Annotated in this window: 25 protein-coding genes; 12 read left to right on the forward strand and 13 right to left on the reverse strand. The window is 59.5% G+C overall.

From position 1 onward, the window contains the following. Window positions 1-52: 52 nt before the first annotated feature. From ACR0NO_RS20120 to ACR0NO_RS20155, 8 genes are all read left to right on the forward strand, one after another. Window positions 53-859, forward strand: coding sequence for a crotonase/enoyl-CoA hydratase family protein (locus ACR0NO_RS20120; protein WP_480725279.1), 807 nt, complete (start codon window positions 53-55; stop codon window positions 857-859). A gap of 117 nt (window positions 860-976) precedes the next feature. Further along, window positions 977-2020: an RluA family pseudouridine synthase gene (locus ACR0NO_RS20125; RefSeq protein WP_480725280.1), complete on the forward strand. Its 1044-nt coding sequence runs from the start codon at window positions 977-979 to the stop codon at window positions 2018-2020. Further along, window positions 2017-2688, forward strand: coding sequence for an HAD-IA family hydrolase (locus ACR0NO_RS20130; RefSeq protein ID WP_475220629.1), 672 nt, complete (start codon window positions 2017-2019; stop codon window positions 2686-2688). The genes ACR0NO_RS20125 and ACR0NO_RS20130 overlap by 4 nt, the downstream gene beginning before the upstream one ends. Window positions 2689-2692: 4 nt before the next feature. Then, window positions 2693-3400: an ATP12 family chaperone protein gene (locus ACR0NO_RS20135; protein WP_480725282.1), complete on the forward strand. Its 708-nt coding sequence runs from the start codon at window positions 2693-2695 to the stop codon at window positions 3398-3400. A 206-nt stretch (window positions 3401-3606) separates the two neighbouring features. Further along, the gene (locus ACR0NO_RS20140; RefSeq protein ID WP_170375963.1) at window positions 3607-4623 is read left to right on the forward strand and encodes an amino acid ABC transporter substrate-binding protein; all 1017 of its coding nucleotides are present in this window, start codon (window positions 3607-3609) and stop codon (window positions 4621-4623) included. 125 nt (window positions 4624-4748) lie between these two features. Beyond that, entirely contained in the window at window positions 4749-5981 is a 1233-nt protein-coding gene (locus ACR0NO_RS20145) for an amino acid ABC transporter permease (protein WP_170375961.1), read from the forward strand. A gap of 3 nt (window positions 5982-5984) precedes the next feature. After that, window positions 5985-7283 (forward strand): amino acid ABC transporter permease, encoded by a 1299-nt coding sequence (locus tag ACR0NO_RS20150; protein ID WP_170375959.1) that lies wholly within the window; start codon window positions 5985-5987, stop codon window positions 7281-7283. A gap of 12 nt (window positions 7284-7295) precedes the next feature. Further along, window positions 7296-8087 (forward strand): amino acid ABC transporter ATP-binding protein, encoded by a 792-nt coding sequence (locus ACR0NO_RS20155; RefSeq protein ID WP_170375957.1) that lies wholly within the window; start codon window positions 7296-7298, stop codon window positions 8085-8087. 44 nt (window positions 8088-8131) lie between these two features. Here the strand turns inward: ACR0NO_RS20155 and ACR0NO_RS20160 are convergent, their stop codons facing one another. The 10 genes from ACR0NO_RS20160 to ttcA all read right to left on the reverse strand — a co-directional run bounded on the left by ACR0NO_RS20160 (window position 8132) and on the right by ttcA (window position 17970). Beyond that, window positions 8132-8629, reverse strand: a complete 498-nt coding sequence (locus ACR0NO_RS20160) for a SixA phosphatase family protein (RefSeq protein WP_480725284.1) — start codon at window positions 8627-8629, stop codon at window positions 8132-8134. Continuing rightward, the gene (locus ACR0NO_RS20165) at window positions 8626-9300 is read right to left on the reverse strand and encodes a ferredoxin (RefSeq protein ID WP_480725286.1); all 675 of its coding nucleotides are present in this window, start codon (window positions 9298-9300) and stop codon (window positions 8626-8628) included. The genes ACR0NO_RS20160 and ACR0NO_RS20165 overlap by 4 nt, the downstream gene beginning before the upstream one ends. Before the next feature lie 18 nt (window positions 9301-9318). Next, window positions 9319-10182 (reverse strand): acetylglutamate kinase, encoded by an 864-nt coding sequence (gene argB / locus ACR0NO_RS20170; protein WP_170375950.1) that lies wholly within the window; start codon window positions 10180-10182, stop codon window positions 9319-9321. A 114-nt stretch (window positions 10183-10296) separates the two neighbouring features. Then, the gene (locus ACR0NO_RS20175) at window positions 10297-11700 is read right to left on the reverse strand and encodes a PepSY-associated TM helix domain-containing protein (RefSeq protein WP_480725287.1); all 1404 of its coding nucleotides are present in this window, start codon (window positions 11698-11700) and stop codon (window positions 10297-10299) included. Between the two features lie 69 nt (window positions 11701-11769). Next, window positions 11770-12138: a DUF2946 domain-containing protein gene (locus tag ACR0NO_RS20180; RefSeq protein WP_480725289.1), complete on the reverse strand. Its 369-nt coding sequence runs from the start codon at window positions 12136-12138 to the stop codon at window positions 11770-11772. Further along, window positions 12135-12788, reverse strand: a complete 654-nt coding sequence (gene yihA / locus ACR0NO_RS20185; protein ID WP_480725291.1) for a ribosome biogenesis GTP-binding protein YihA/YsxC — start codon at window positions 12786-12788, stop codon at window positions 12135-12137. The genes ACR0NO_RS20180 and yihA overlap by 4 nt, the downstream gene beginning before the upstream one ends. Next, a complete protein-coding gene (locus ACR0NO_RS20190) occupies window positions 12785-13522 on the reverse strand; it encodes an MOSC domain-containing protein (RefSeq protein WP_480725293.1) in 738 nt (245 codons plus the stop codon). Before ACR0NO_RS20190 ends, yihA begins: the two co-directional genes overlap by 4 nt. Next, complete coding sequence (gene yidC, locus ACR0NO_RS20195) at window positions 13519-15348, reverse strand: membrane protein insertase YidC (RefSeq protein ID WP_170375940.1); 1830 nt, start codon at window positions 15346-15348, stop codon at window positions 13519-13521. Before yidC ends, ACR0NO_RS20190 begins: the two co-directional genes overlap by 4 nt. Window positions 15349-15474: 126 nt before the next feature. After that, on the reverse strand, window positions 15475-17010 hold the full coding sequence (locus ACR0NO_RS20200) for a putative bifunctional diguanylate cyclase/phosphodiesterase (RefSeq protein ID WP_480725295.1): 1536 nt from the start codon (window positions 17008-17010) through the stop codon (window positions 15475-15477). A 66-nt stretch (window positions 17011-17076) separates the two neighbouring features. Next, window positions 17077-17970 (reverse strand): tRNA 2-thiocytidine(32) synthetase TtcA, encoded by an 894-nt coding sequence (gene ttcA / locus ACR0NO_RS20205; RefSeq protein WP_480725296.1) that lies wholly within the window; start codon window positions 17968-17970, stop codon window positions 17077-17079. Window positions 17971-18085: 115 nt separating this feature from the next. Between ttcA and ACR0NO_RS20210 the strand changes: the two genes are divergently transcribed. After that, window positions 18086-19021, forward strand: a complete 936-nt coding sequence (locus ACR0NO_RS20210) for an alpha/beta fold hydrolase (protein ID WP_480725298.1) — start codon at window positions 18086-18088, stop codon at window positions 19019-19021. Here ACR0NO_RS20210 and yidD read toward each other — a convergent pair. Genes yidD through rpmH form a run of 3 tightly spaced genes read right to left on the reverse strand, consistent with a single transcriptional unit; the run spans window position 19018 to window position 19837 of the window. After that, complete coding sequence (gene yidD / locus ACR0NO_RS20215; RefSeq protein ID WP_170482350.1) at window positions 19018-19254, reverse strand: membrane protein insertion efficiency factor YidD; 237 nt, start codon at window positions 19252-19254, stop codon at window positions 19018-19020. The two genes, ACR0NO_RS20210 and yidD, sit on opposite strands and share 4 nt — an antisense overlap. Then, window positions 19251-19676, reverse strand: coding sequence for a ribonuclease P protein component (gene rnpA, locus ACR0NO_RS20220; protein ID WP_480725300.1), 426 nt, complete (start codon window positions 19674-19676; stop codon window positions 19251-19253). The genes yidD and rnpA overlap by 4 nt, the downstream gene beginning before the upstream one ends. Before the next feature lie 26 nt (window positions 19677-19702). Next, a complete protein-coding gene (gene rpmH, locus ACR0NO_RS20225; RefSeq protein WP_005980833.1) occupies window positions 19703-19837 on the reverse strand; it encodes a 50S ribosomal protein L34 in 135 nt (44 codons plus the stop codon). Window positions 19838-20106: 269 nt separating this feature from the next. On the opposite strand from rpmH, the gene ACR0NO_RS20230 reads away from it, so the two are divergent. From ACR0NO_RS20230 to ACR0NO_RS20240, 3 genes are read left to right on the forward strand one after another with little or no spacing between them, the layout of a single operon-like run. Beyond that, the gene (locus ACR0NO_RS20230; protein WP_480725302.1) at window positions 20107-20865 is read left to right on the forward strand and encodes a TVP38/TMEM64 family protein; all 759 of its coding nucleotides are present in this window, start codon (window positions 20107-20109) and stop codon (window positions 20863-20865) included. Between the two features lie 5 nt (window positions 20866-20870). After that, a complete protein-coding gene (locus ACR0NO_RS20235; RefSeq protein ID WP_480725303.1) occupies window positions 20871-22289 on the forward strand; it encodes a dihydrolipoyl dehydrogenase family protein in 1419 nt (472 codons plus the stop codon). 18 nt (window positions 22290-22307) lie between these two features. Next, window positions 22308-23690, forward strand: a complete 1383-nt coding sequence (locus ACR0NO_RS20240) for an ATP-binding protein (protein WP_480725304.1) — start codon at window positions 22308-22310, stop codon at window positions 23688-23690. Window positions 23691-23698: the final 8 nt, after the last annotated feature.

A 23698-nucleotide genomic window follows, 5' to 3' on the forward strand; every position in this document is an offset into this window, starting at 1 on the left:
GTGGCACGCATCCGGCTTCCCTTGGGTCAATGACCATGAGGGAGGACATGTCATGCCCGTTTCCATAGACAAAACCGAAGACGTCTGGACCATCATCCATGACCGACCCGAGGCGCGGAACGCTGTTGACCCGGATCACGCGAAGGCTCTGGTGGATGCGTTTCTCGAGTTCGAACACGGCCCCGCAAAGGTTGCCGTTTTTTGGGGGAAGGGGGGCAATTTCTGTGCCGGGTGGGATTTGAAGTTGGCCGCCAGTCTGTCTGACCCGGAACTGGGTGAGTCCTATTACGAAAAACACAGCTTTCCTATTGGATCCGCCACCTCGACGCTCGGGCCAATGGGGCCATCTCGGCTGGAATTGTCAAAGCCAGTCATCGGAGCCATCGACGGTGCAGCCGTCGCCGGCGGGATGGAGTTGGCCTTGTGGTGCGACGTACGGGTGATGGCTGAGACGGCTTACCTTGGGGTTTTTTGTCGCCGCTGGGGAATTACTCTGATGGACGGCGGTACAGTTCGCTTACCGCGCTTGGTTGGGCAGGGCAAAGCGCTTGAAATCGCTCTGACCGGGCGCAAGGTTGAGGCTGAGGAGTGCTATCGGATCGGGTTGGCAGAGAAAGTCGTGCCGCATGGAGAAGCGCGGGCCGCTGCCGAGGCCATGGCCTACGAAATTGCCCGCTTCCCGCAGGAGGCTGTGCGGGCCGACCGACGCTCGATCATCGAAACGCGTGGGATGTCGGTGCGCGATGGGCTTAAGGTTGAATGGGCCAACGGTCTGGAGGCGATCCGGCGCGAGGGGACCGCAGGCGCAGGGCGGTTCCGAGACGGGGCCGGGCGACATGGGGATTTCTTGAACATCTGAAACACCTACGATTGCTTGACTCTCGACCCGTTGCAGGCCACAGACGCGCATGTTTTCTAGGATAGTGGTAACAGGATACTCCGGGCGGATCGGCCGTGCGGGACAAGGGGCGATGGCATGAGTGGCGTGCAGATGATTACGGTCGCAGAAGGTGACGGAGCCCAGCGTGTGGATCGCTGGCTGCGCCGCCTGTTTCCGCATGTCAGCCAGGGGCGGATCGAAAAGATGTGCCGCAAGGGTGAGCTGCGCGTAGATGGCAGCCGGGCCAAGGCCTCGACCCGGCTGGAGGTCGGGCAGGTCGTCCGTGTGCCTCCGCTGCCGGATGCCGATCACAAACCGGCCGAGGTGAAGCGCAGCGTGTCCGAGGCGGATGCGAAGATGATCCAGTCCTGCGTGATCTATCGCGACGATCACGTCTTGGCGCTGAACAAGCCGCACGGCCTGCCGGTGCAGGGCGGCAGCGGCCAGACCCGTCACGTCGACAGCCTGTCTGAGGCTTTGCGCTTTGGCTATGATGAAAACCCGCGGTTGGTCCATCGGCTCGACAAAGACACTTCGGGCGTTTTGCTGATGGCGCGCACGCGCGAGGCCGCCAAGGGGCTGACTGCTGCCTTCCGCCACCGCGATACACGCAAGATCTATTGGGCGTTGGTTGCCGGTGTGCCGACGCCCTATCTGGGCGAGATCAAGACCGGTCTGGTCAAGGCCTCTGGTCATGGCAAACAGGGCGAGGGCGAAAAGATGATCCCCGTCCATCTGGGCGACATCGACAGCACGCCGGGTGCGAAACGGGCACATACCCATTACGCGACGCTCTACCGTGTCGCGGGCCGCGCCGCTTGGGTCGCGATGGAGCCGATTACGGGCCGTACCCATCAGCTGCGCGCGCATATGGCCGCGATTGGCCATCCGATCATAGGCGACGGCAAATATGGTGGCTCGGGTCAGGAAAACCTCGGCGATGGCTGGGGCGCGCAATTGGGCGGGATCATCAGTAAAAAGCTGCACCTGCACGCACGGCGCTTGTCTTTCCAGCACCCGATGACCCGTAAACCGATCACGGTCGAGGCCCCTCTGCCCGAGCACATGAAGCACAGCTGGGATACGTTTGGCTGGACCGAAGACCTTGCCGCCGACGACCCCTTCGAGGAGCTGCAATGAGCGCACCCCTGCGTTTGGTCCTGTTCGATGTCGATGGCACGCTGGTCGACAGTCAGGGCAGTATCGTTCATTCGATGACGGCCAGTTTTCAGGCGGCCTCGGTCGAGGTGCCAAGCCGCGAGGCCATTCTGTCGATAGTCGGTCTGTCGTTGCCTTTGGCCATTGCACAGCTTGTGCCACAGCAGTCGACGACGGTTCAGGCGCAATTGGTTGAAGGGTACAAACAGGCCTATCACGCGCACCGGCTGGATCTTGGCGCGGCGAGTTCCCCCCTTTATCCCGGCGCGCGCGACGCGATTGAAGCCCTGCATGCAGTGCCCGAGATTCTTCTGGGCGTCGCCACAGGCAAATCGCAACGCGGTCTGGATGCGCTGATCGAAGCGCATGGGTTGGAGCGCTATTTCGTGACCCGGCAGGTGGCGGATCATCACCCCTCAAAACCTCATCCCTCGATGGTTCAGACTGCGTTGGCGGAAACCGGTGTTGAGGCTGCGCATGCGGTCATGATCGGGGATACCAGCTTTGACATGGACATGGCCGCCGCTGCAGGCGTCACCGGGATCGGGGTGTCGTGGGGGTACCATGACACTGCTGCGCTAAGTGCGGCCTCGTGTGTGATTGAAACATTCGACCAGCTGCCGGATGCGCTGGCCACTCTTTGGAAGTGAAGACATGAGCGACTGGAAACCGAAACGCTTTTGGACAAACAGCACTGCGGTCGAGGTCGAGGACGGCTACACGGTCGAACTGGATAGCCGCCGGGTCAAAACGCCAGCCAAGGCGGCATTGATTCTGCCGACCAAAGCGATGGCTGAAGCCGTTGCCGCTGAATGGGATGCGCAAGACAAAGAGGTGGACCCGACCACCATGCCCTTCACCCGCTCGGCCAATGCGGCGATCGACAAGGTACGCATCCAGCACGGCGAAGTGGCGGATATGCTGGCGGACTATGGCGACTCCGATCTGTTGTGCTATCGCGCCACCCATCCTCAGGAACTGCAAGAGCGTCAGGCCGCAGACTGGGATCCCGCGCTGGACTGGGCCGCCGAGACCCTGCAGGCCCGACTGATTCCCGTGGCGGGGGTTCTGCACCAGCCCCAATCGGCTGAGGCTTTGGCGCAGTTGCGTCAGCGGGTCCATACGTTGGATGCGTTTCAGTTGGCGGCCTTCCACGATCTGGTCAGCTTGTCTGGTTCGTTGATTCTGGGATTTGCGGCGGCACAGGATTGGCGCGAACCGGACGAGATATGGCGCATTTCGCGACTTGATGAGAACTGGCAGATCGAACAATGGGGCCACGATGACGAAGCCCATGCCGTTGCGGAAACAAAGAAAGCCGCGTTTTTGCACGCCAAGACCTTCTTCGATCTCTCTGTTTGATCCTTCCAACGTTGGTTTTTTTACGCATCTGCCTAATCCAGAGGCGGAGACCCATCGTTTTCCCTGATCCGACCCTTGACGTTTGTTTATGAATGCGACCAAACTCAAGCCCACTAAAGGGGAGACACCTTTGGGGTAACCTTTCCGGCATCCACTTGCCGGGCAGAGCCGCCCTTACCGGGGCGGAAAATCAGGAAGAGGTAAAAATGAAAAAATCCGTAATCTTGGGCGCGGCAACAGTGGCCGGTCTGGCCGCAGGTGCTGCCGCGGCGGGAACTGTAGACGACGTCAAGGCGCGCGGCACTCTGAACTGTGGTGTGACCACCGGTCTGGTTGGCTTCGCTGCACCTGACGCGAATGGCGAATGGAAAGGCTTCGACGTATCGCTGTGCCGTGCCGTTGCCGCCGCTGTTCTGGGTGACGCAAACGCAGTTGAATTCGTTCCGACCACCGGCAAGACGCGCTTCACCGCTCTGGCCTCGGGCGAGATCGACATGCTGGCCCGTAACACCACATGGACCTTCAGCCGCGACGTCGACCTGAAGTTCGAGTTCACCGGCGTGAACTACTATGACGGTCAGGGCTTCATGGTTCCCAAGGCGCTGGGCGTAAGCTCGGCCAAAGAACTGGACGGCGCAACCGTCTGCATCCAGACCGGCACCACCACCGAGCTGAACCTGGCCGATTTCTTCCGTGCCAACAACATCAGCTACGAGCCGGTTCCGATCGAAACCAACGCCGAAGCGCAGCAGCAGTACCTGGCTGGCGCATGTGACGTTTACACCACCGACGCTTCGGGCCTGGCCGCAACCCGCGCCACGTTCGAAAACCCTGGTGACCACGTCCTGCTGCCCGAAATCATCTCGAAAGAGCCGCTGGGCCCGCTGGTCCGTCACGGCGATCACGAGTGGGGCGATGTTGTCCGCTGGACCCTGAACGCTCTGGTTTCGGCTGAAGAGCTGGGCGTGACCTCGGCGAACATCGACGAGCTGGCAGCTGGCACCGACAACCCGGAAGTCAACCGTCTGCTGGGCACCGAAGGTACCCTGGGCGAGATGCTGGGTCTGGACGCACAGTGGGCCATGCGCGCCATCAAGGCGGACGGCAACTATGGTGAAGTGTTTGCCAAGAACATCGGTGAAGAAACTCCGATCGGTCTGGCACGCGGCCTGAACGCTCAGTGGACCGAAGGCGGCCTGCTGTACTCGCCGCCTTTCCGCTAAGACATCCACGGAGAAGGGCGCAGGACATCCTGCGCCCTTTTTCACTAAAGCTTACGCGAACGGACGCAGAGCGGGGACAACCTCGCCACAAAAACAAAGTCCGCTAGCTACGGGGATTCCAAAATATGTCGACTATGACTGACCCGCCGAAAGCTGATTTTCGGCTGTCGATGCTCATAAACGATACCCGCTACAGATCGCTGACTTTTCAGGTGATCGCGGCTATCGCTATTGCGCTATCCATTTGGTATCTGGGCAACAACCTGATCCAGAACCTTCGGGCCGCCGGCCTGAACATATCCTACACATTCCTCGGCGATTCCGCCGGGTACGACATCAACCAACGTCTGATCGAATATGACAGCCAGTCCTCGCATGGGCGGGCTGCAGTTGTGGGGCTACTGAACACACTGCTTGTGGCGTTTCTTGCCTGTATCACCGCCACGATATTCGGTGTGATCGCCGGGGTTCTGCGGCTCTCAAACAACTGGCTCGTCTCAAAGCTGATGGCGGTCTATGTCGAGATCTTCCGCAATATTCCGGTTCTGATCTGGATCATCATCATCTTCACGATCATGACGGCCGTTCTGCCGGGCCCGCGGGCGTTCCGCGGTGACAACCCGACCTCGAGCATGCTGTTTGATGCTTTCGCTTTCACAAACCGTGGGGTCTACATCCCCCGTCCGGAATTCGCGCATGGTCTGTTCAGTGCAACCATTCTGAACTGGCTTCTGGTGATTGCCGGTCTGGTCGGATCATGGTTCGCCTCGCGCGAGATCGAAAAGCGGGCGACCAAGAAGCAAGAAGAGACCGGTGAACGCCCCAGAACGCTGCTGGTGAAACTGGGCGTCTGGCTGGTGCCGTTTGCGTTGCTGATGGTTCTGATGGGCCTGACCTGGGACATTCCCGCGCTGAAGGGCTTTAACTTCAGTGGAGGTATCAAGGTCGGTGGTCCTCTGATCGCTTTGTGGTTCGCGTTGTCGATCTACACCGGGGCCTTCATCGCGGAAAACGTGCGGGCCGGTATTCAGGCGATTTCGAAAGGTCAGACCGAGGCTGCGGCCGCGCTGGGTCTGCGTCAGGGTCGGATCATGAATCTGGTCATCCTGCCGCAAGCGCTGCGGGTAATTATTCCGCCGCTGATTTCGCAGTATCTCAACATCACCAAAAACTCGTCTCTGGCGATTGCCGTGGGCTACGCGGATATCACCGCGACGCTGGGCGGTATCACCCTGAACCAGACCGGTCGTGCGATCGAATGTGTTCTGCTGCTGATGCTGTTCTACCTCACCGCCTCGCTGGTGATCTCGATGGTGATGAACGTCTACAACGCATCCGTCAAGTTGAAGGAGCGCTGAGCCATGGCCGATCAAACAACCAATCCGATCGCTTTCGTGGCCGAAGGTACCATCCCTCCCTCTCCGCCCCCGGCGAATGAGACGGGTGTGGTCAAATGGCTGCGCGAGAATCTGTTCTCGGGCGTTACCAACACCATCCTGACGGTTCTGTCGCTGATCCTAATCTACATCCTTCTGAAGAATACACTGCCGTGGATTCTGAACGGGGTGTGGAACGCGAACTCACTAGCCGAGTGTCGTGAGATTCTCGGTGGCAAGACAGGCGCGTGTTTCGCGGTTCTGACCGAACGCTGGCCTCAGCTGATCTACGGCTTCAAATACCCGGTTGACGCTTACTGGCGCCCCAACCTGGCATTTGTGCTGATGTTGGTGGCCTTTGCGCCGGTGCTGTTCTTCGACCTGCCGCGCAAGATGCTGATCTTCACGGCGCTCTACCCGTTCATTGCGTTCTGGCTGATCTGGGGCGGTACCATTCTGGTCCCGCTTGTGGCTCTGCTGGGTTGCGTCGCGGGCGGTGCCGTGTTCCAGAAATTCGGCAAGAACAGCTTTGCGGCAGGCTTCTTCGGGGCAATCGTTGTGGCGCTTGTCGTTTGGAATGTCGGCGGAGCGCTGATACCGGAAGGTGCTTCTGAAGACGCGATGCTTACAGCTGTTCCCAGCCGTGATCTTGGTGGCTTCATGCTGAATATGATGCTGGGTGTCACCTGTGTGTCGCTGTCGGTTCCACTGGGCATCGCCCTGGCACTGGGCCGCCAGTCCGACATGCCGCTGATCAAGTGGGTGAGCGTTATCTTCATCGAATTCATCCGTGGCGTGCCTCTGATCACGCTGCTGTTCGTGGCTTCGGTGATGCTGGCCTACTTCTTCCCGCCTGACAGCACGGTCGACCTGTTCCTGCGCGTTGTGATCATGATCACCATGTTCTCAGCCGCCTATATCGCCGAGGTGATCCGCGGCGGTCTGGCAGCGCTTCCACGTGGACAGTATGAAGCGGCAGACAGCCTTGGTCTGGATTACCCGCAGGCGATGCGTCTGATCATCCTGCCGCAGGCTCTGAAGATCTCGATCCCTGGTATCGTGAACGTGGCCGTTGGCCTGTTCAAGGACACCACACTGGTTTCGGTCATTTCGATGTTCGATCTGGTGGGCATGATCCGGGGCCCCATCCTGGCGTCAACCGAATGGAACGGCGTCTATTGGGAGCTTCTGGGCTTTGCCGCGCTTCTGTTCTTCGTCGTCTGCTACGGCATCTCTCAATATTCTCAGTGGCTCGAGCGTCGCCTTGCCACCGATCATCACTAAGGAGTTCAACACATGTCTGAACTTGCAATTGACCGCGAAATCGACCGCTCGAAGATGCAGGTGAGCGACGAGGTCGCCATCGACATCAACGGAATGAACAAGTGGTACGGTTCGTTTCACGTGCTGCGCGACATTAATCTGACCGTCAACCAAGGCGAGCGGATTGTTATCGCGGGCCCGTCCGGCTCGGGTAAATCCACCCTGATCCGCTGCCTGAACGCGTTGGAAGAACACCAGCAGGGCAAGATCGTGGTGGATGGGATCGAACTGTCGAATGACCTGAAGAACATCGACAAGATCCGGTCCGAGGTTGGTATGGTGTTTCAGCACTTCAACCTGTTCCCGCATTTGACCATTCTGGAGAACTGCACGCTGGCCCCGATCTGGGTGCGCAAAACGCCTAAGAAAGAGGCCGAAGAGCGCGCGATGCATTTCCTTGAGAAGGTGAAAATCCCCGATCAGGCGCTGAAGTACCCAGGTCAGCTGTCCGGTGGTCAGCAACAGCGTGTGGCGATTGCCCGCTCGCTTTGCATGATGCCGCGGATCATGTTGTTCGATGAACCGACATCGGCGCTGGACCCCGAGATGATCAAAGAGGTGCTCGACACCATGATCGAACTGGCCGAGGAGGGCATGACCATGCTCTGTGTGACCCACGAGATGGGCTTTGCCCGTCAGGTCGCCAACCGCGTGATCTTTATGGATGCCGGCCAGATCGTCGAGCAGAACGAACCGGAAGAGTTCTTCAACAACCCCAAGAGCGAACGCACCAAGCTGTTCCTCAGCCAGATCCTCGGACACTGATCGAGATTACATCAAAGGAAAGGCGGGGTTTGCCCCGCCTTTTTTCATTTCAGAAGCTCGCGCGGGATCGCGAAGCCCAAGACCTTACCGCTGTGCTTCTGGATGTCGGACCACTTGTCGATCTCAAACTGGATCACCGTTGTGGCGCAGGTCGGGTAGTCGTGGAACCGAGCGTGCTCAGGCGCGGTTTCGACAAGCTGAGCCGCGAATTGGGCAATCCCGGGGTTGTGACCCAGCATCATCACGGTTCGGCCTGTTGCCGTCTTTAACTCAGCCAGCATCGCATCCGGCCCCGCCAGATAGAGGTCATAGGCGTAGTAGGCGTTTTCAGCATTCAGACCCATGCGGTCCCAGGTTTCACGCGTTCGGACCGAGTTCGAGCTCAGAAGCTCATCCGGGACCCAGCCGTTTCGTTTTAGCCAAGATCCAATCGCCGGGGCTGAGGCGCGCCCACGTTTGTTCAGTGGTCGTTCATGATCACTGAGGTTGGGGTCATCCCAGCTGGACTTGGCATGGCGGGTCAGGATCAGAGTGTGTGTCATGACGGATGAAAGGCCCTCATATGATGTGCGGATTGGTCCGGGTCTCGGCCTGAGCGGGCGCTGACAGGGCAGGAGAGGCGCGCGAGGCATCCTCCGGTCATGCAGACCTGCCCCTCGGGCGTGGCAAGGTGAGTGTGGCAGGCGTCGACATTGTAGAAGCTTTGATCATTCAACGCGCCTACCGGGCAAGTCTGTGTGCAAGGCGCTGCGCATGAGGTGCATGGCGAAGGGGCGTTTGCCAGGGGTATTGGGAATTCATCGGCGAAATGAAGCGCGCCGCGCAACGAGATCATCATGCCCATCTGGTCATGTACCAGCGCGCCCACCGGGCTGCTGAAGGTCCGCCCTGATTTCAACGCCCAGTCGATGAATGGCGCGTAAGGAGGGCCGCCAAAGGGAAAATGCGCCTCGGCACCCAAGTCCTGTGCCAATTGCCCAACCACACGGAGCGACCAACGATCTACCGGGTCTTTGCCCTGCCATTCCGGCGCGGCTTTCAACTGGGGCCAGAACTCGGGCCCTGCGCCCAAAAGGATCAGCGTTCCGCCATCCAGTTGTTTCGCTTGAACCTGACGCGGGTGTAGCGCGCCCATGACGATCAGCCCAACCCGCTGCGCTGCGTGTTCGACACGGTCATAAACGTTGTGAGAGGAGGCGGGCTGTTGGGTCATATCTCCTCCGGTTTGGAATTAGTCGGGGCGTATCAACGACCCGGCGCCGTGTTCGGTGAACAGCTCCAGCAGGACCGCGTTGGGCGCGCGACCGTCCAGAATGACCACCGCGCGCACTCCACTATGCAGCGCATCCAGCGCGGTTTCGGTCTTTGGGATCATACCACCGGCGATAGTCCCTTCCAGAGTCATTTCGCGAATCTGGCCAGCCTTCAGCTCAGTCACCACGTCGCCAGCAGCGTTCTTTACGCCCGAGACATCCGTCAGCAGCAGCAGGCGATCCGCTTTCAGCGCCGAGGCGATAGCCCCCGCAGCGGTGTCGCCGTTGACGTTAAAGGTCTCTCCCTCGGTGCCCGCGCCAAGTGGTGCGATGACCGGGATCACGTCATGCGAGAACAGGTCGTGCAGAACCTTGGGGTCCATCTTCGACGGAGACCCCACAAAGCCCAGCGAAGGATCGGTCTGTTCGCAGGTCATCAGGTTGGCGTCCTTTCCCGACAGGCCCACAGCGGTGCCGCCCTGACGGTTGATCGCCTGCACGATCCGCTTGTTCACGAGGCCGGACAGGACCATCTCGACCACTTCGACCGTCGCTTTGTCGGTGACGCGCTTGCCGCCCACAAACTCGGACTGGATGTCCAGCTGTTTGAGCATCGCGTTGATCATCGGTCCGCCGCCATGCACGATCACCGGGTTCACACCGACCTGCCGCATTAGCACGACGTCGCGGGCAAAGCTGTCCATGGCCTCGTCGCTGCCCATGGCGTGGCCACCCAGCTTGATGACGACAATCGCGCCATCGTAGCGCTGCAAATAGGGCAAAGCGCTGTTAAGGGTTGCAGCGGTGGCGATCCAGTCCCGGTTCATGTCTCGTGTCTTCATGGCTGTCAGTCCTCTGATCCACCCTGTTAGGGCGTTTGGACCGGGCTGCCAAGACCATACCGCTGCAAATGCAGGCTATGGGGCCGCGCCGGGTTGGCGCGACCCCTGTTCAGATCAGCTCATCGCGCGTTTCATCGCGGGAATATTGCTGAGGATCAGCAGGTCGAAGGCCAGTACACCCAACAGGGTCAGCCCTACCAGCGGGAAAGCCATAGCTGTGAACAACCCGATCAGGACCGCGCCCTTCCACAGCGGCAATTCCGCAGGCATCGGTGGAGCCGCCAGACGACGCGCCTTTTGCGGGCGGCGTTTGACCCACATCACCACGCCCGAGACGCAGACGAAGATCACCGATAGGCAGAACACCACGTTGAGAATGAAGTTCCACGTGCCCATCAACCCCATATGGAATGGGATCCCAACGGCCATGGATTTGCCCATCAGCGAATAGTCCTCATACCGGACATCGGCCAAGATTTTGCCGGTGTACTGGTCGACATGGACAGTTCGGTCGTTTACCGGATCGGTCGAGTCGCTACTCATGCTGTCGCGGTTGAGCGTCCAGACGCCATCTTCGCTGCCCGGATAGGCCACGCGGAATCGTCCGCTCATATCCAATGCCGTCCCCAAAGCGACTATCGCGTCGATATTGACTACAGTGCCCTCTGGCACGCCCTCTATGCCGGCGTCAGAGCCGGAGGCAGGCATGGGTGTTTGCTCTAGCGCCCACGGCACATCGTTCTGATGACCGTGGTTCATGCTGGCGTGGGTTTCATCCGACAAGGGTACGTTGTCCCACTTCTCGGCTGGGAAGCTGCTCCAAGGTTGAACGATCATACCGCCCCAAACCCCGGCCCAGGACAGGCCCGAGACTAGGAAGACGATCAGCAAGAGCGACATCCAGAAGCCGACCACTGCGTGCAGTGACTTCCACAACGCGCGCCCTCGTGCCTTGAGGTTGGGCACAAGACCCGCCATCGCATTGCCGCGTGGCCACCACAGATAAAGGCCGGTGAACACCAGAACGAGGCTCAGGCCTGCCGCAATTTCAAGGATGCGGTCGCCAGTGGTACCGATGAGAAGGGTCGAGTGGATATTGTCCGCCAGATCATACCATCCGGCACGGCGATCCCAGATTTCCAGAACCTGACCAGCGTAGGGGTCAACCGCGACCAAGCGTTGGCCTGCATCGGTTTTGATACGGAAGACGGTCGCCAGATCCTCGGCCTTGGGGCCGATCCATTCGACGACCTGCCCGGGAACCTCGGCCAAAGCGACTTCGGCCTGTTGCGAGACGGGCAGGGCTTTGCCTTCGACCGTGACGGCGATTTTCTCGCCATCGCGCCCGTCAAACTGGGTTATGAACATCATCATCAAACCGGTGACGGCGAGGATGATCAGAAACGGGATTACGAAAATCCCGGCGTAAAAGTGCCACCGCCACGCGGCGAAGTAGAATTTTTGCGCAGCTGTATTCTGCATCGGGGCCGTGCCCGAAGTTTGGCTATCCATTGCCATTGTTAATCTCCATATACAGACATCCCTCGCGGGCAGGTGCGCGCAGGGTCAAAACAAGGTTTCGCTGTTTCAGGAGAAGCGAGGTGGCCCCCGCGCATCGTAGCGGGCGTAGAACCCCGCACTGCGATGGGTGAAATCGGAATGAGCCCAGCGCGGCTGCAATTGGAAATCCGCTGGAATTATCAACTCAAACCCGGGCAAATTGGCATCCGCAGTGAGCCCCGCAAAAGGGCACATGGAGCGTGTGTCATGCTCATCATGGATTGGATCGTCCGGGTCCAGATCGACCCATTGTTCGACCGTTCCCTCTCCGGTGCAAAGTACCAGTAGGATCTTGCCGTCATTGGCTTGCGCCGGCATCCAGCCCTGTGGAATTGCACTGGTCGTGAGCAGTGCAAGCAGGGTCAGGACACCAAAGACGCGCAGGATCAGGATCATTCCAGGTGGGCGATGATCGAGCGGAGCGTCGGAACCCCATCCCCTTTTTCCGAGGATGTCAGAACGATCTCAGGGTAAGCGGCGGGGTGTTTGGATAGGGCTGTACGCACTTGGTTCAGCACTTTCTCGCGGTCGTTGGCTTTCACTTTGTCGGCCTTGGTCATGACGCATTGAAAAGTCACGGCGCTGGTGTCCAGCAGCTTCATGATCTCGTCATCCACAGGCTTCACCCCATGGCGTGAGTCGATCAGAACAAAGGCCCGACGTAGGGTTTGCCGCCCGCTGAGATACTGCTTCAACAGCCGCTGCCATTTCTCAACTACCTTGACCGGAGCATTGGCGTAACCATAGCCGGGCAGGTCCACCAGATACAGCTCAGGACCTTGGGTGAAAAAGTTGATCTCTTGCGTGCGGCCCGGTGTGTTTGAGGCACGTGCCAGACCTTTGGTACCGGTCAGCGCGTTGATCAGGCTGGATTTCCCCACGTTCGAACGTCCGGCAAAACAGACCTCAAGCCGGTCGGGGGCGGGCAGGCCGTTCATCGCGACGACGCCTTTGACGAACTCGGATTCACCTGCAAACAGCTTGCGCCCACGCTCCAGCGCGAACGCGTCAGGATCTTCAGCAAGAGGGAAGGGCAGGGTGTTCATAGCAGTTGAACCTTGTCGTCAATGCGGATTTCACCGCCTCGGATCACCTCGGCATAAACGCCGAAATCCTGATGGTCCCAACTGTTTAGGGCACCAAGTGTGTCTGCATCCCGCTCGCCCGTGTCGGGGTTGGCAGTGGTTGCCAGACAGCGCGTGATACGTTCGCGCACGTGGAACACGGCCTGTCCAATCTGAACTTCACGCCCGAGCCAGTCAAACTCCTCCCACAAGGGCAGGCCATTGAACCAGATATTGCCGCGCCAGCGGATAGGCGACAGCTCACGGCCCAGCTTCTGTTCTACCGCGCGGTGGCTGGCCATGTTGCACAGGCTGATCGAGGGGAAATCACTGTCGGTCATGCCCCGACCGGGCACACGCACGATCCGTGCGGAGGCGGCGCGATCCGCAGGCATCAGCGGTTTGACCCACTCCAGAAAGATGTCTTGCTGGGTATCAGGTGCAAAGCTCAGATCCGGACGATCAGGGTGGCGCAAGGTCACGCTATCGCCATGGGATTCAGCCGAGATCGCCATCAGCTTGGGCGCCTTCGCGCCGCGGCTGAAATTTACGCAGGGTGCCCATTCCGAGCCGTCGGTCCTGGCCGCCTCATGCGCAACGGCCCAAACACGATCCCCGGGCATGGTCTGCCCGGGGAGTACAGTGACCTCGGTTAGGGCTTCACGCCCATGGCTCTTGATCGGGTGCCGCCAGATGGCTAAGACCTGCCCGTTCATTTGCCGTCCGTTTTCGGCGTGCGCTTGAAGCCGGATTTGATGTTGCCGAACACGTCCGGCTTATACCCTTGGCTGCGCATGATCAGATACTGCTGGGTGAAGGTGATGGTGTTGTTGGCAATCCAGTAAACCACCAGACCGCTGGCAAACCCGCCCAGCATGAACATGAAGACCCAGGGCATCCAGGCAAAGATCATCGCCTGTGTCGGATCGGTTGGTGCCGGGTTCAGCTTTTGCTGCAGCCACATCGAGATACCTAGCAGCAGGGGCAGGATCCCGATAAAGATTAGCGCGAGGAAGCTTTCGGGCGCGGGTGCGGCCCAGGGCAACAAGCCAAACAAGTTGTAGATCGAGGTCGGGTCCGGCGCGCTGAGGTCCTGGAATGGACCAAACCACGGGGCCTGACGCAGTTCGATGGTGACGAAAATCACCTTATACAGAGAGAAGAAGATCGGGATCTGCATCAGGATCGGCAAACAGCCCGCGGCGGGGTTTACCTTTTCCTTCTTGTACAGCTCCATCATGCCCTGCTGCATCTTCTGGCGGTCGTCGCCCGCAGCCTCTTTCAAGGCTTCCATCTGCGGCTGAAGCTCCTTCATCTTCGCCATCGAGACGTAGGATTTGAACGCCAGTGGGAACAGGATCGCCTTGATGATCAGCGTCAGGCCGATGATGGACCAACCCATGTTGCCGATCAGAAGGTTGATGTTGTGCAGCAGCCAGAAGATCGGTTTTGTCAGGAAGAAGAACCAACCCCAGTCGATGCTGTCGATGAATTTCTGAACACCCTCGGATTGGTATTCCCGAATGGCTTCCCATTCCTTCGCACCCGCGAACAGGCGGGTGCTGACCTCTTCCGTTGCACCCGGAGCCACTGTCAGGGTCGGAAGCACTGTTTCGGTCTGATAGATTTTGCGGCGAGAATCGTATTTTGCGGCTGCTTTGAAGGCCGATCCGGGCTCGGGGATCAGTGTTGTCATCCAGTAGTGATCGGTGAACCCGATCCAACCGTCTTCTTTGACCTGATAGACCTCGGCCTGCGCGCGTTCGTTCGGGTCGATGTCGAAGTCACGGACATCGCCATAGTCGACCTCGGTCAAGGTTCCGTCGGCCATGCCGATCACGCCTTCATGCAGGATGAAGAAGTTCTTGAGGCCCGGCAGATCGCCGTCTTCGCCAATGCCATGGCGGGCCAGAATGCCGTAAGGGGCCATGCTAACCTCGGCGCCGGTGGCGTTTTCGACGGATTGGGTCACCGAGAACATGTAGTTTTCGTCCACCGAGACTGTGCGGCGGAAGGTCAGGCCGTTTCCGTTGTCCCACGCCAGTGTGATGGGGGTGTCTACGCCCAATGTCTCGCCCTGCTCAAGCGTCCAAAGGGTGTTAGGGCCGGGAACATCCGTGCCGCTCACGCCGGATCCGGGGGCCCAGCCATAGAGGGCGTAATAGGCCGAGTCCGACCCGACCGGGGCCAGAAGTTCGACGATCGGTGCGTCTTCCTCAAGCGAGACTTTGTAATCCTTCAGGAACAGCTCATCAATGCGGCCGCCCGACAGCGACAGGCTGCCTTTCAGACGGGGCGTATCAATCGCAACGCGCGGCGCTTGCTCTTCGGGCTGAGCCTCCTCCGCGGTCGCGGTCGCCTCGCCAACCGTTCCGGTGCCGCTTGCGCTGGGCGTTTGAATCTCTGACCCTTCGGTTGCTGCAATCTCGGTCTGTTCCGTTCCGGGCGTGGGTTCCGGCGGAGGGAACAACACGAACCAGACCAGGATCACGAGAAAGCTGAGCGCGGTTGCAAGGATGAGATTCTTGTTCTGATCGTCCATCTGGGACAGCCACCTTGAGCAGTGAAAGACACCCGCAGGGTTCAATAGAGTGCAGGCCCAAAGGTCAAGCGGAATCGGCCGTAAATTCGTCGCGCCGTGGCATTCCAGGCCACTCTTTCACGGAATTCAGCCGGTTTGGCGTCCGATTTTCGGAACCCCGTTCATCCTGCCGTTGTGCGCGGCCATCCAGTCCAATGTCTTTTCGAACGGCATTGGCTTGCCAATACCAAAGCCCTGCACGTGATCACATCCAAGCTGGGCCATTATGGCATGTTCCCCTGGTGTCTCGACCCCTTCCGCCAGCGTCTCGAGGTTCAAACGTTCTGCCATGGTCAGGATGGCGCTGGCCATCTGTTGCTGACTGGGGTCTTGATCGGATTTGGCAACGAATGAGCGGTCGATCTTGATCCGCGTGACGTTGAACCGCTTGATCGACGCGATTGAGGCATGGCCGGTGCCGAAATCATCCAAATCAATACAACACCCCAAAGCCGCAAGGCCGGTGACATTGCGGGTGATCACGTCGTCGGGGCGGCGGGAAAAGACGGTCTCTAACACTTCGACGGTCAGCCTGTCGGGGGTCAGGTCGAATTGATCAAGCTCCCATTCGAGGCGGTCGATCAAACTAGGTCCGCGCAGCTCATCCGAGGAGAAGTTGACGCCCATACGTGGCACAATAACGCCCGCCCTGTCCCAGGACCGCATGGCGGTGAAGGCGTGGTTCCGGACGGCCTGACCCAAACGCTCCATCAAATCGGCTTGTTCGGCGAAGGGCAGGAAGACTTGAGGGCTCAGTACACCTTTCTGCGGATGTTCCCACCGGGCCAGCGCCTCAAAACCCGTAACGCGGCCGGTATCCGTGGATACCTGTGGTTGGAACCACGGGCGGATATCGCCATGATCCAGTGCCGCCTCGAACTCCTTGCGCAGATTGCTTCGGACCAGTGACCTGCGCCGGGTCTCGGAGGAATAGGCCCGAATCGTCGAGGGCCCACTGCGCTGTGCCTCGGTCAGCGCATCGGCACTGGCGGCTTTCCAGTCCGAGACCGTATCGCCGGCAATTGTTTTGCTCATGCTGAACCCAATCGAACAGGTCAGGTAGAGGCCGATTCCATTGAGCATGATCGGCTCTTCTACCGCAGACTGGATGCGCCCTGACATCTGAATACAAGCCTCGAGATCCAACTGTTGCGACGGATGCAGCCCGATCATCAAACCATCGTCCCCGACCAACATCGCAATGTCATCGTCGCGGATCATCGAAAGAACCCGGCTAGAGAACTGCTGGTGGATGTGATCGGCGGCGGCCTGGCCGTGAATATCCACAACCTCGGGAAAGCCGTCGATTGCAATGGCGATGCAGGCTGTACCAGCCTCTTGCTGGTGCGCGATTTCAAGCTTTTCTGACAGGGCCAGATTGAACTGATCACTTAGCAGCACACCCCCGATTGCCTGCGCTGCATGCGTTTTCGCCTGACTGTCCACACTCCCTGCCACCGCGAACATCAACGGTACCCCAAGCGTCACACTGACAAGCACGCGTTCGCCGCCCAGCCAAAAAGCCCCAAGGCTGAGCGCTGGCAGAAAGGCCAGCGCAGATGGCCCGCTAAGGGCAGAGGTCACAGGACGGAGAAAACGGTCAAAATCAGGAAGTTTCCGCATAGCTATTCCAGGCCTTGGGCATCGAGCGCTCAAGGTGAATGGTAGGAGACCAGTCTGAGTTAGACGTTAACGCAACTGCGGAATTTCAGCAGAATTTTCGCCTTTTTTGCTGAAATCCAGGGAAAGCCCTGAAAAGTCGAACAATTTCGGGTCCAGCAAATGGGAAGGGCGGGCGTTGGTCAGGGCGCGGAACATGACCTGACGGCGACCGGGGCTGTTCTTTTCCCACTGATCGAGAATCTGTTTGACCTGCTGGCGCTGCAACCCATCCTGACTGCCACATAGATCGCAGGGAATGATCGGGTAATTCATCGCCTTGGCGAATTTCTCGCAATCGGCCTCGGCCACATGGGCTAATGGGCGGAACACAAACAGGTCGCCTTCCTCATTAACCAGTTTGGGCGGCATGGTTGCCAGACGCCCGCCGTGGAACAGGTTCATGAAGAAGGTTTCCAGAATGTCATCGCGGTGATGGCCCAGCACCACGGCCGAGCAGCCCTCTTCCCGCGCGATGCGATACAGGTTGCCCCGGCGCAGGCGCGAACACAGGGCGCAATACGTCCGGCCTTGGGGAACCTTGTCCATCACAACGGAATAGGTGTCCTGATACTCAATCCGGTGGGGAACGCCCATCCGCTCCAGAAACTCGGGCAGGACGGTGGCGGGAAAGCCGGGTTGCCCCTGATCCAGATTGCAGGCCAGCAAATCGACCGGCAGCAACCCGCGCCATTTCAGCTCATAGAGAACGGCAAGCAGGGTGTAGCTGTCCTTGCCACCCGACAGGCAGACCAGCCAGCGTGGCGGCTTACCGTCCTTGTCATGGGCGGAGGGGGCGATCATCCCGTACTGCTCGATCGCCTCACGGGTCTGGCGCACGATGCGTTTGCGCAGCTTCTTGAACTCGGTCGTCGAGGGCGCGCCCGCAAACAGAGGATGGATATCGTCGGCTTCATCAAACATGGGCCGTGATTACAGCGCAGGATGCGTACGGGCAAGGTGTCGTGAGCCCGGGCCAGTTTTTTGGGGGACGCCGCCGCCTGTGCTATGCTCCGCGGATTTATCGACGGAGTTTAAAATGGACTATTTCTTTACTGTCCGTGGACGCAGCGGCAATACCTATTCAAACAAACTGGGCAAGGCGCGCTATCTGGCGATACCGTCCAACGTAAAGACGCCGGCGCGCAAATATGAAATCCGAATCTCGGACTGGCTGGACAAGGTGCAGCAGGCCGCCGGGGCGACGGATCATGAAAAGGGCCACATCGTCTTTTTCGTGCATGGCTTCAACACCGAGCAGTTCGAGATGTTGGAACGCCACCGCAAAATCCGCAAAGGGCTTGAGGCCCATGGGTTCAAAGGTGTGATCGTCAGCTTTGACTGGCCAAGCGATGGATCCGTCTTGGGCTACAGCTCGGACAGGGCCGATGCGCGGCGCTCGGCGGATAAGCTGTTCAATAACGGGATCAGACGTCTGTCCAAAATGCAGACTCCTGATTGCCCCCACAATGTTCACGTTCTGGCGCATTCCATGGGAACCTTTCTGGTGCGTGAGGCTATGGACTACGCCGATGACGACCATGAGATCGCACAGCACAGCTGGACCACCAGTCAGATCGCCTTTGTCGCGGCGGATGTCTCGGCCAAGTCTTTCCGTGAGGGTAGCGCCAAGACCTCATCCCTGATGCGACGGTGTACGAGGCTGACCTGTTACTACAGTCCGTTTGATGAGGTTCTATCGATCTCTGAGGTCAAGCGCGTGGGCGTTTCGCGTAGGTTGGGGCGTGTGGGTATGCCTTCGGATCATCCTGAAAAGGCGGTTAACCTGTATTGCGGCAAGTTCTTCAATGACAATCGCGCGGATTACCCGGATGGGCCATCCGCCAGCCACAGCTGGTATTTCGACTCGCCCCGGTTCTATGAAGATTTGCACCACACTCTGCTTGGTAAGTTGGATCGTGAGGTTATCCCGACCCGAAGGTTCACGGACCGAGGGAATCTGGCGCTGGTCTAATCGGTGTCTGATTTCTCGGGCACGGGGTCATAACCCGTACCACCCAATGGGTGGCAGCGTCCGATTCTTCGGGCGGCCAGCCACGCGCCCTTGATCGCGCCGTGTTTCTCTAGCGCTTCCAGCGCATAGGCCGAGCATGTCGGCTGGTAGCGACAATTGAATCCGACCCACGGACTGAAAACCAACCGGTATGCGCGCACGGGTAGGGCGAATATGCGCGCCAGCAGTGTCATTTGCGAGGGGAGTGGATTTTGTGCAGCGCATAGCGCAGATCGGTGAGCATGGCGTCAAACGCCCGCCCGGCGGTGACCTCGGCGCGGCCGATCAGGACATAGTCCCAGCCCTCATGTCCCTGTATGGGCAATACGGCGCGGGCTGCTTCGCGTAGGCGGCGCTTGGCGCGGTTGCGGGCCACCGCATTGCCGACCTTTTTGGAGCACGTAAACCCGACGCGAATGCCCGTGCCTTCATCCGGCGTACGCTTGCGGGCCTGCACCATCATCGAGGATGTGCCTTGTCGACGCGCCCTTGCCGCTTTCAGGAATTCAGAACGATTCTTGAGAACGGTCAGAGGTTTGGGCGCGCAAACGGACGCCGCCGGGGGCTTGACCCTCGGTTGGTTGATACCATCCTCAGGGGCCTCCGGCGGCGTCATGTTCATAACCTGATCGGTGAGGCGGTTTACGCGCTCAGCGATTTGCGGCCGCGTGCACGGCGCGCGTTCAGGATTTTGCGGCCGGCTTTGGTGGCCATGCGCGCGCGGAAACCGTGGCGGCGTTTGCGAACCAGGTTCGAAGGCTGATAGGTGCGTTTCATCGCTCCGTCTCCAATCTATAGCGGTGGGTGCGGCGCGGATTCGCCTGGCCCGAGTGTTCGAAGCCCGTCCTCTACTGCCAAGCGGGGGGTAAGTCAAACCCCAAGGCACGGGTTTTCGCGCCTTTTGCAACAATTCTGTAAGCTGGCCGGTCAAAAGATTTCAGAATCCCGTTTTTTGCGCCCCGAACCCTCACATTCCCTACCGTAGAGTTCAAGGCCGCGTGAGGGGCCTGTTGCAGGACCACAGGGAAGCGCATGTTGGGGTCAGAATGAAACAACCAAAGCCGGACAGCCAGATGAGCGAAACGACCCAAGCACCGCGCAGCGGGTTTGCGCGCCATATTCCATTGCTTGTGATCCTGACCGTTGCCGCGGTGGGGTTCTTCACCCTTGGGGACTACCTGAGTTTTGAAACCCTGCGCGACAATCGTGAGGCCTTGTTGGCCTGGCGGGATGAGTATTACTGGGCTATGGCCGCAGCTTTTGTTGGGATCTATATCGTGATCGTGGCGTTTTCACTGCCCGGGGCCGCTGTCGCCTCGATGACCGGTGGTTTCCTGTTCGGCCTGTTCGCAGGCACCGCGTTCAACGTGTTCGCAGCCACCATCGGCGCATCCGCCATCTTTCTGGCCGCGCGCTGGGGCTTGGGTGAGTCGTTGACGGCGCGGCTGGAATCCTCGGAAGGGACCATCAAGAAACTCAAGGACGGCCTGCGCGAGAATGAAATCTCGGTCCTGTTCCTGCTGCGTCTTGTGCCCGTGGTTCCGTTCTTTGTGGCCAATCTGGTCCCGGCTCTGGTGGGCGTGAAGTTCCGCAACTTCCTGTTCACGACGGCGCTGGGCATCATTCCGGGCGGGATTGTCTACACCTGGATCGGCGTCGGCCTAGGCGGTGTCTTTGATCGCGGCGAAACGCCCGATGTTTCGCTGCTTTGGGAACCCTTTGTTATCGGTCCGATCATAGGCTTGTGCGTATTGGCCGCTCTGCCCATTCTGATCAAAGCCCTGCGCGGTAAAAAGGACGCCTGAATTCCATGAAAGAGCTGAAAACAGATATCCTGGTCATCGGCGCCGGGTCGGGCGGTTTGTCGGTTGCGGCAGGGGCGGCGCAGATGGGGGCCGAGGTGATCCTGCTGGAAGGCCACAAGATGGGCGGGGATTGCCTGAATTTCGGCTGTGTCCCTTCTAAGGCCCTGATCGCCAGTGGCAAGATGGCTTATGGGCAGGCCCATTCAGCGCCGTTTGGCGTGGCCGATGTTGTGCCGCAGGTGGACTATGCCGCCGCCAAGGATCACGTGCATGGTGTCATCGCTCAGATCGAGCCGATGGACAGTCAGGAGCGGTTCGAGGGCTTGGGTGTCAAGGTGATCCGCGAATTTGGCACCTTCCTGTCTGCGACACAGGTGCAGGCCGGTGAGAACGTGATCACTGCCCGGCGGGTTGTCATCGCCACCGGGTCTTCGCCGCTTGTGCCGCCGATCCCGGGGCTGGACTCGGTGCCGTTCTACACGAATGAAACCATCTTTGATCTGAAGGACAAGCCCGACCACCTGTTGATTATCGGCGGCGGCCCCATCGGGATGGAGATGGCGCAGGCCCATATTCGGCTGGGCTGCAAGGTCACCGTGATCGAAGGCGCAAAGGCGCTGGGCAAGGATGACTCCGAGGCCGCTGCCCTTGTTCTCGAGACCCTGCGGGCCGAAGGGGTCGATATTCAGGAGGAAGCCATGGTCGCGCAAATCCGAGGCTCGGCTGGCGCGATTGAAGTCGTCACCCAGAACGGAGACATCTTTGCCGGTACCCACCTTCTGATGGCGGCCGGACGCAAGGCAAATGTCGAACGTTTGAACCTTGAGGCCGCCGGGATCGACCGCACGCGCACTGGGATCAAGGTGGATGATGCCCTGCGCACGACCAACCGCAAGGTCTATGCCATCGGCGATGTGGCTGGAGGTCTGCAATTCACCCATGTGGCGGGGTATCATGCGGGTATCATCATCCGCTCGGCCCTGTTTGGCTTGCCGTCAAAGGCCAAGACAGCTCACATCCCTTGGGCTACCTATACGGACCCAGAACTGGCTCAGGTCGGTCTGACCGAAGCGCAGGCCCGTGAACAGCATGGCGACGCGATGGGGGTCGCCCGGTTCGACTACCACCACAATGACCGTGCCATTTCCGAGCGTAAGACAAAAGGGTTCATCAAGGTCATGGTCGTGAAGGGTCGCCCCGTGGGCGCGACAATCGTCGGTCATCAGGCCGGAGAGCTGATTAACTTGTGGTCCCTTGCGCTGGCCAATAACCTCAAGATGGGGCAGATCGCCGCGATGGTTTCGCCCTATCCGACGATCGGAGAGCTTAACAAACGTGTGGCGGGGGCTTATTTCTCGCCAAGGCTGTTTGAGAATCAGACGGTTAAACGCGTGGTCAGGTTCGTGCAACGCTGGATCCCCTGACCGGAAGAGGAGCGCCAATTGAACTCGCTGTCCGGCCGATTTCTGATCCTGACGACGGTCTTCGTGATGTTGGCCGAAGTCCTGATCTTTGTGCCGTCCATCGCGCGTTTCCGAGAAGACTTCCTGCTGAACCGGCTGGAACGCGCGCAGATTGCGTCTTTGGCGCTGCTGGCCGATGATATGCTCGCTGACGATCTCGAGGCCGAGCTACTGGCAAATGCGGGTGTCTATAACGTCGTCCTGCGGCGCGATGAGGTGCGGCAGCTGATGCTGTCTTCACCCATCCCGGAGCGGATCACCAACACCTATGACCTGCGCGATGCGGGCCCGTGGATCCTGATCCGCGATGCGATGACCCGTATTTTCACCACCGAGAATGAGGTCATCCGCGTGATCGGTGAGCCGGTCAAAGGGGCCGGTCTGCTGATCGAGGTCACTATTGATAGCATGCCTTTGCGCATGGCGATGGTCGACTACGGGCTGCGCATTCTGGGGCTGTCCTTCGTTATTTCGATCATCACGGCCTTCTTCCTGTTTCTTGCGGTGCGCGTCGTGCTGGTGCGTCCGATCAAAAGCGTTGTCGGCTATATGCAACGCTATGCCAGCGCGCCCGAGGATGCGCGGGGCATTATCACTCCCAACTCCAAGGTTACCGAACTGCGTGAGGCGGAGGAGGCCTTGAAGATGTTGCAGACCGACCTGACGCAGGCGCTAAAACAGCGTGAGCGCCTGGCGCAACTGGGTGGTGCGGTGGCCAAAGTCAGCCATGATCTGCGCAATATTCTGACGTCAGCGCAACTGTTCACCGACCGGATCGAAGCCAGCGATGACCCCTTGGTCCGCCGCATGGCACCCAAGCTGGTCAACTCGATCACTCGCGCGGTTTCGCTGTGTGAAAGCACCCTTGCCTTCGGTCGGGCGGAAGAGCCTGCGCCGACCCTGACCATGGTGCGCGTCCGCGACATCGCCGAAGATGTTGCCGCCAGCGAGCAGTTGGCCGTTGCCGATGCCTGCGTCGAAATCGTGAACGAGGTGCCCGACGATCTGGTCGTGCGCGCAGACCCAGAGCAGCTCTTCCGCGTGATCATGAACCTTGTGCGCAATGCCCGGCAGGCTCTGGTCTCCTCAGGCAAACCCGGGCGCGTCACTGTCACCGGCTGCGCCATGGAGGCCAGCTGGTGCATCGAAATCCGCGATACCGGCCCCGGCCTGCCGCCCAAAGCCCGCGAGAATCTGTTCACGCCATTCCAAGGTGGCGTGCGCAAGGGCGGCTCGGGCCTCGGGCTTGCGATTTCACAGGAACTGGTGCGCGGACATGGTGGAGATCTTGTGCTGAAAGAGACCGGACCCACCGGTACAACCTTTGAAATAAGCCTCCCACGCGGCGATCTAACTTTTTGAAGATTTTT

The sequence above is a fragment of the Ruegeria sp. CL3 genome, assembly GCF_056536505.1.

What these genes read in the sequence shown, in the direction of transcription:
- ACR0NO_RS20120 (WP_480725279.1), top strand. Translation starts at nt 53, where the DNA reads ATGCCCGTTTCCATAGACAAAACCGAAGACGTCTGGACCATCATCCAT.
- ACR0NO_RS20125 (WP_480725280.1), top strand. Translation starts at nt 977, where the DNA reads ATGAGTGGCGTGCAGATGATTACGGTCGCAGAAGGTGACGGAGCCCAG.
- ACR0NO_RS20130 (WP_475220629.1), top strand. Translation starts at nt 2,017, where the DNA reads ATGAGCGCACCCCTGCGTTTGGTCCTGTTCGATGTCGATGGCACGCTG.
- ACR0NO_RS20135 (WP_480725282.1), top strand. Translation starts at nt 2,693, where the DNA reads ATGAGCGACTGGAAACCGAAACGCTTTTGGACAAACAGCACTGCGGTC.
- ACR0NO_RS20140 (WP_170375963.1), top strand. Translation starts at nt 3,607, where the DNA reads ATGAAAAAATCCGTAATCTTGGGCGCGGCAACAGTGGCCGGTCTGGCC.
- ACR0NO_RS20145 (WP_170375961.1), top strand. Translation starts at nt 4,749, where the DNA reads ATGTCGACTATGACTGACCCGCCGAAAGCTGATTTTCGGCTGTCGATG.
- ACR0NO_RS20150 (WP_170375959.1), top strand. Translation starts at nt 5,985, where the DNA reads ATGGCCGATCAAACAACCAATCCGATCGCTTTCGTGGCCGAAGGTACC.
- ACR0NO_RS20155 (WP_170375957.1), top strand. Translation starts at nt 7,296, where the DNA reads ATGTCTGAACTTGCAATTGACCGCGAAATCGACCGCTCGAAGATGCAG.
- ACR0NO_RS20160 (WP_480725284.1), bottom strand. Translation starts at nt 8,629, where the DNA reads ATGACACACACTCTGATCCTGACCCGCCATGCCAAGTCCAGCTGGGAT.
- ACR0NO_RS20165 (WP_480725286.1), bottom strand. Translation starts at nt 9,300, where the DNA reads ATGACCCAACAGCCCGCCTCCTCTCACAACGTTTATGACCGTGTCGAA.
- argB (WP_170375950.1), bottom strand. Translation starts at nt 10,182, where the DNA reads ATGAAGACACGAGACATGAACCGGGACTGGATCGCCACCGCTGCAACC.
- ACR0NO_RS20175 (WP_480725287.1), bottom strand. Translation starts at nt 11,700, where the DNA reads ATGGCAATGGATAGCCAAACTTCGGGCACGGCCCCGATGCAGAATACA.
- ACR0NO_RS20180 (WP_480725289.1), bottom strand. Translation starts at nt 12,138, where the DNA reads ATGATCCTGATCCTGCGCGTCTTTGGTGTCCTGACCCTGCTTGCACTG.
- yihA (WP_480725291.1), bottom strand. Translation starts at nt 12,788, where the DNA reads ATGAACACCCTGCCCTTCCCTCTTGCTGAAGATCCTGACGCGTTCGCG.
- ACR0NO_RS20190 (WP_480725293.1), bottom strand. Translation starts at nt 13,522, where the DNA reads ATGAACGGGCAGGTCTTAGCCATCTGGCGGCACCCGATCAAGAGCCAT.
- yidC (WP_170375940.1), bottom strand. Translation starts at nt 15,348, where the DNA reads ATGGACGATCAGAACAAGAATCTCATCCTTGCAACCGCGCTCAGCTTT.
- ACR0NO_RS20200 (WP_480725295.1), bottom strand. Translation starts at nt 17,010, where the DNA reads ATGCGGAAACTTCCTGATTTTGACCGTTTTCTCCGTCCTGTGACCTCT.
- ttcA (WP_480725296.1), bottom strand. Translation starts at nt 17,970, where the DNA reads ATGTTTGATGAAGCCGACGATATCCATCCTCTGTTTGCGGGCGCGCCC.
- ACR0NO_RS20210 (WP_480725298.1), top strand. Translation starts at nt 18,086, where the DNA reads ATGGACTATTTCTTTACTGTCCGTGGACGCAGCGGCAATACCTATTCA.
- yidD (WP_170482350.1), bottom strand. Translation starts at nt 19,254, where the DNA reads ATGACACTGCTGGCGCGCATATTCGCCCTACCCGTGCGCGCATACCGG.
- rnpA (WP_480725300.1), bottom strand. Translation starts at nt 19,676, where the DNA reads ATGACGCCGCCGGAGGCCCCTGAGGATGGTATCAACCAACCGAGGGTC.
- rpmH (WP_005980833.1), bottom strand. Translation starts at nt 19,837, where the DNA reads ATGAAACGCACCTATCAGCCTTCGAACCTGGTTCGCAAACGCCGCCAC.
- ACR0NO_RS20230 (WP_480725302.1), top strand. Translation starts at nt 20,107, where the DNA reads ATGAAACAACCAAAGCCGGACAGCCAGATGAGCGAAACGACCCAAGCA.
- ACR0NO_RS20235 (WP_480725303.1), top strand. Translation starts at nt 20,871, where the DNA reads ATGAAAGAGCTGAAAACAGATATCCTGGTCATCGGCGCCGGGTCGGGC.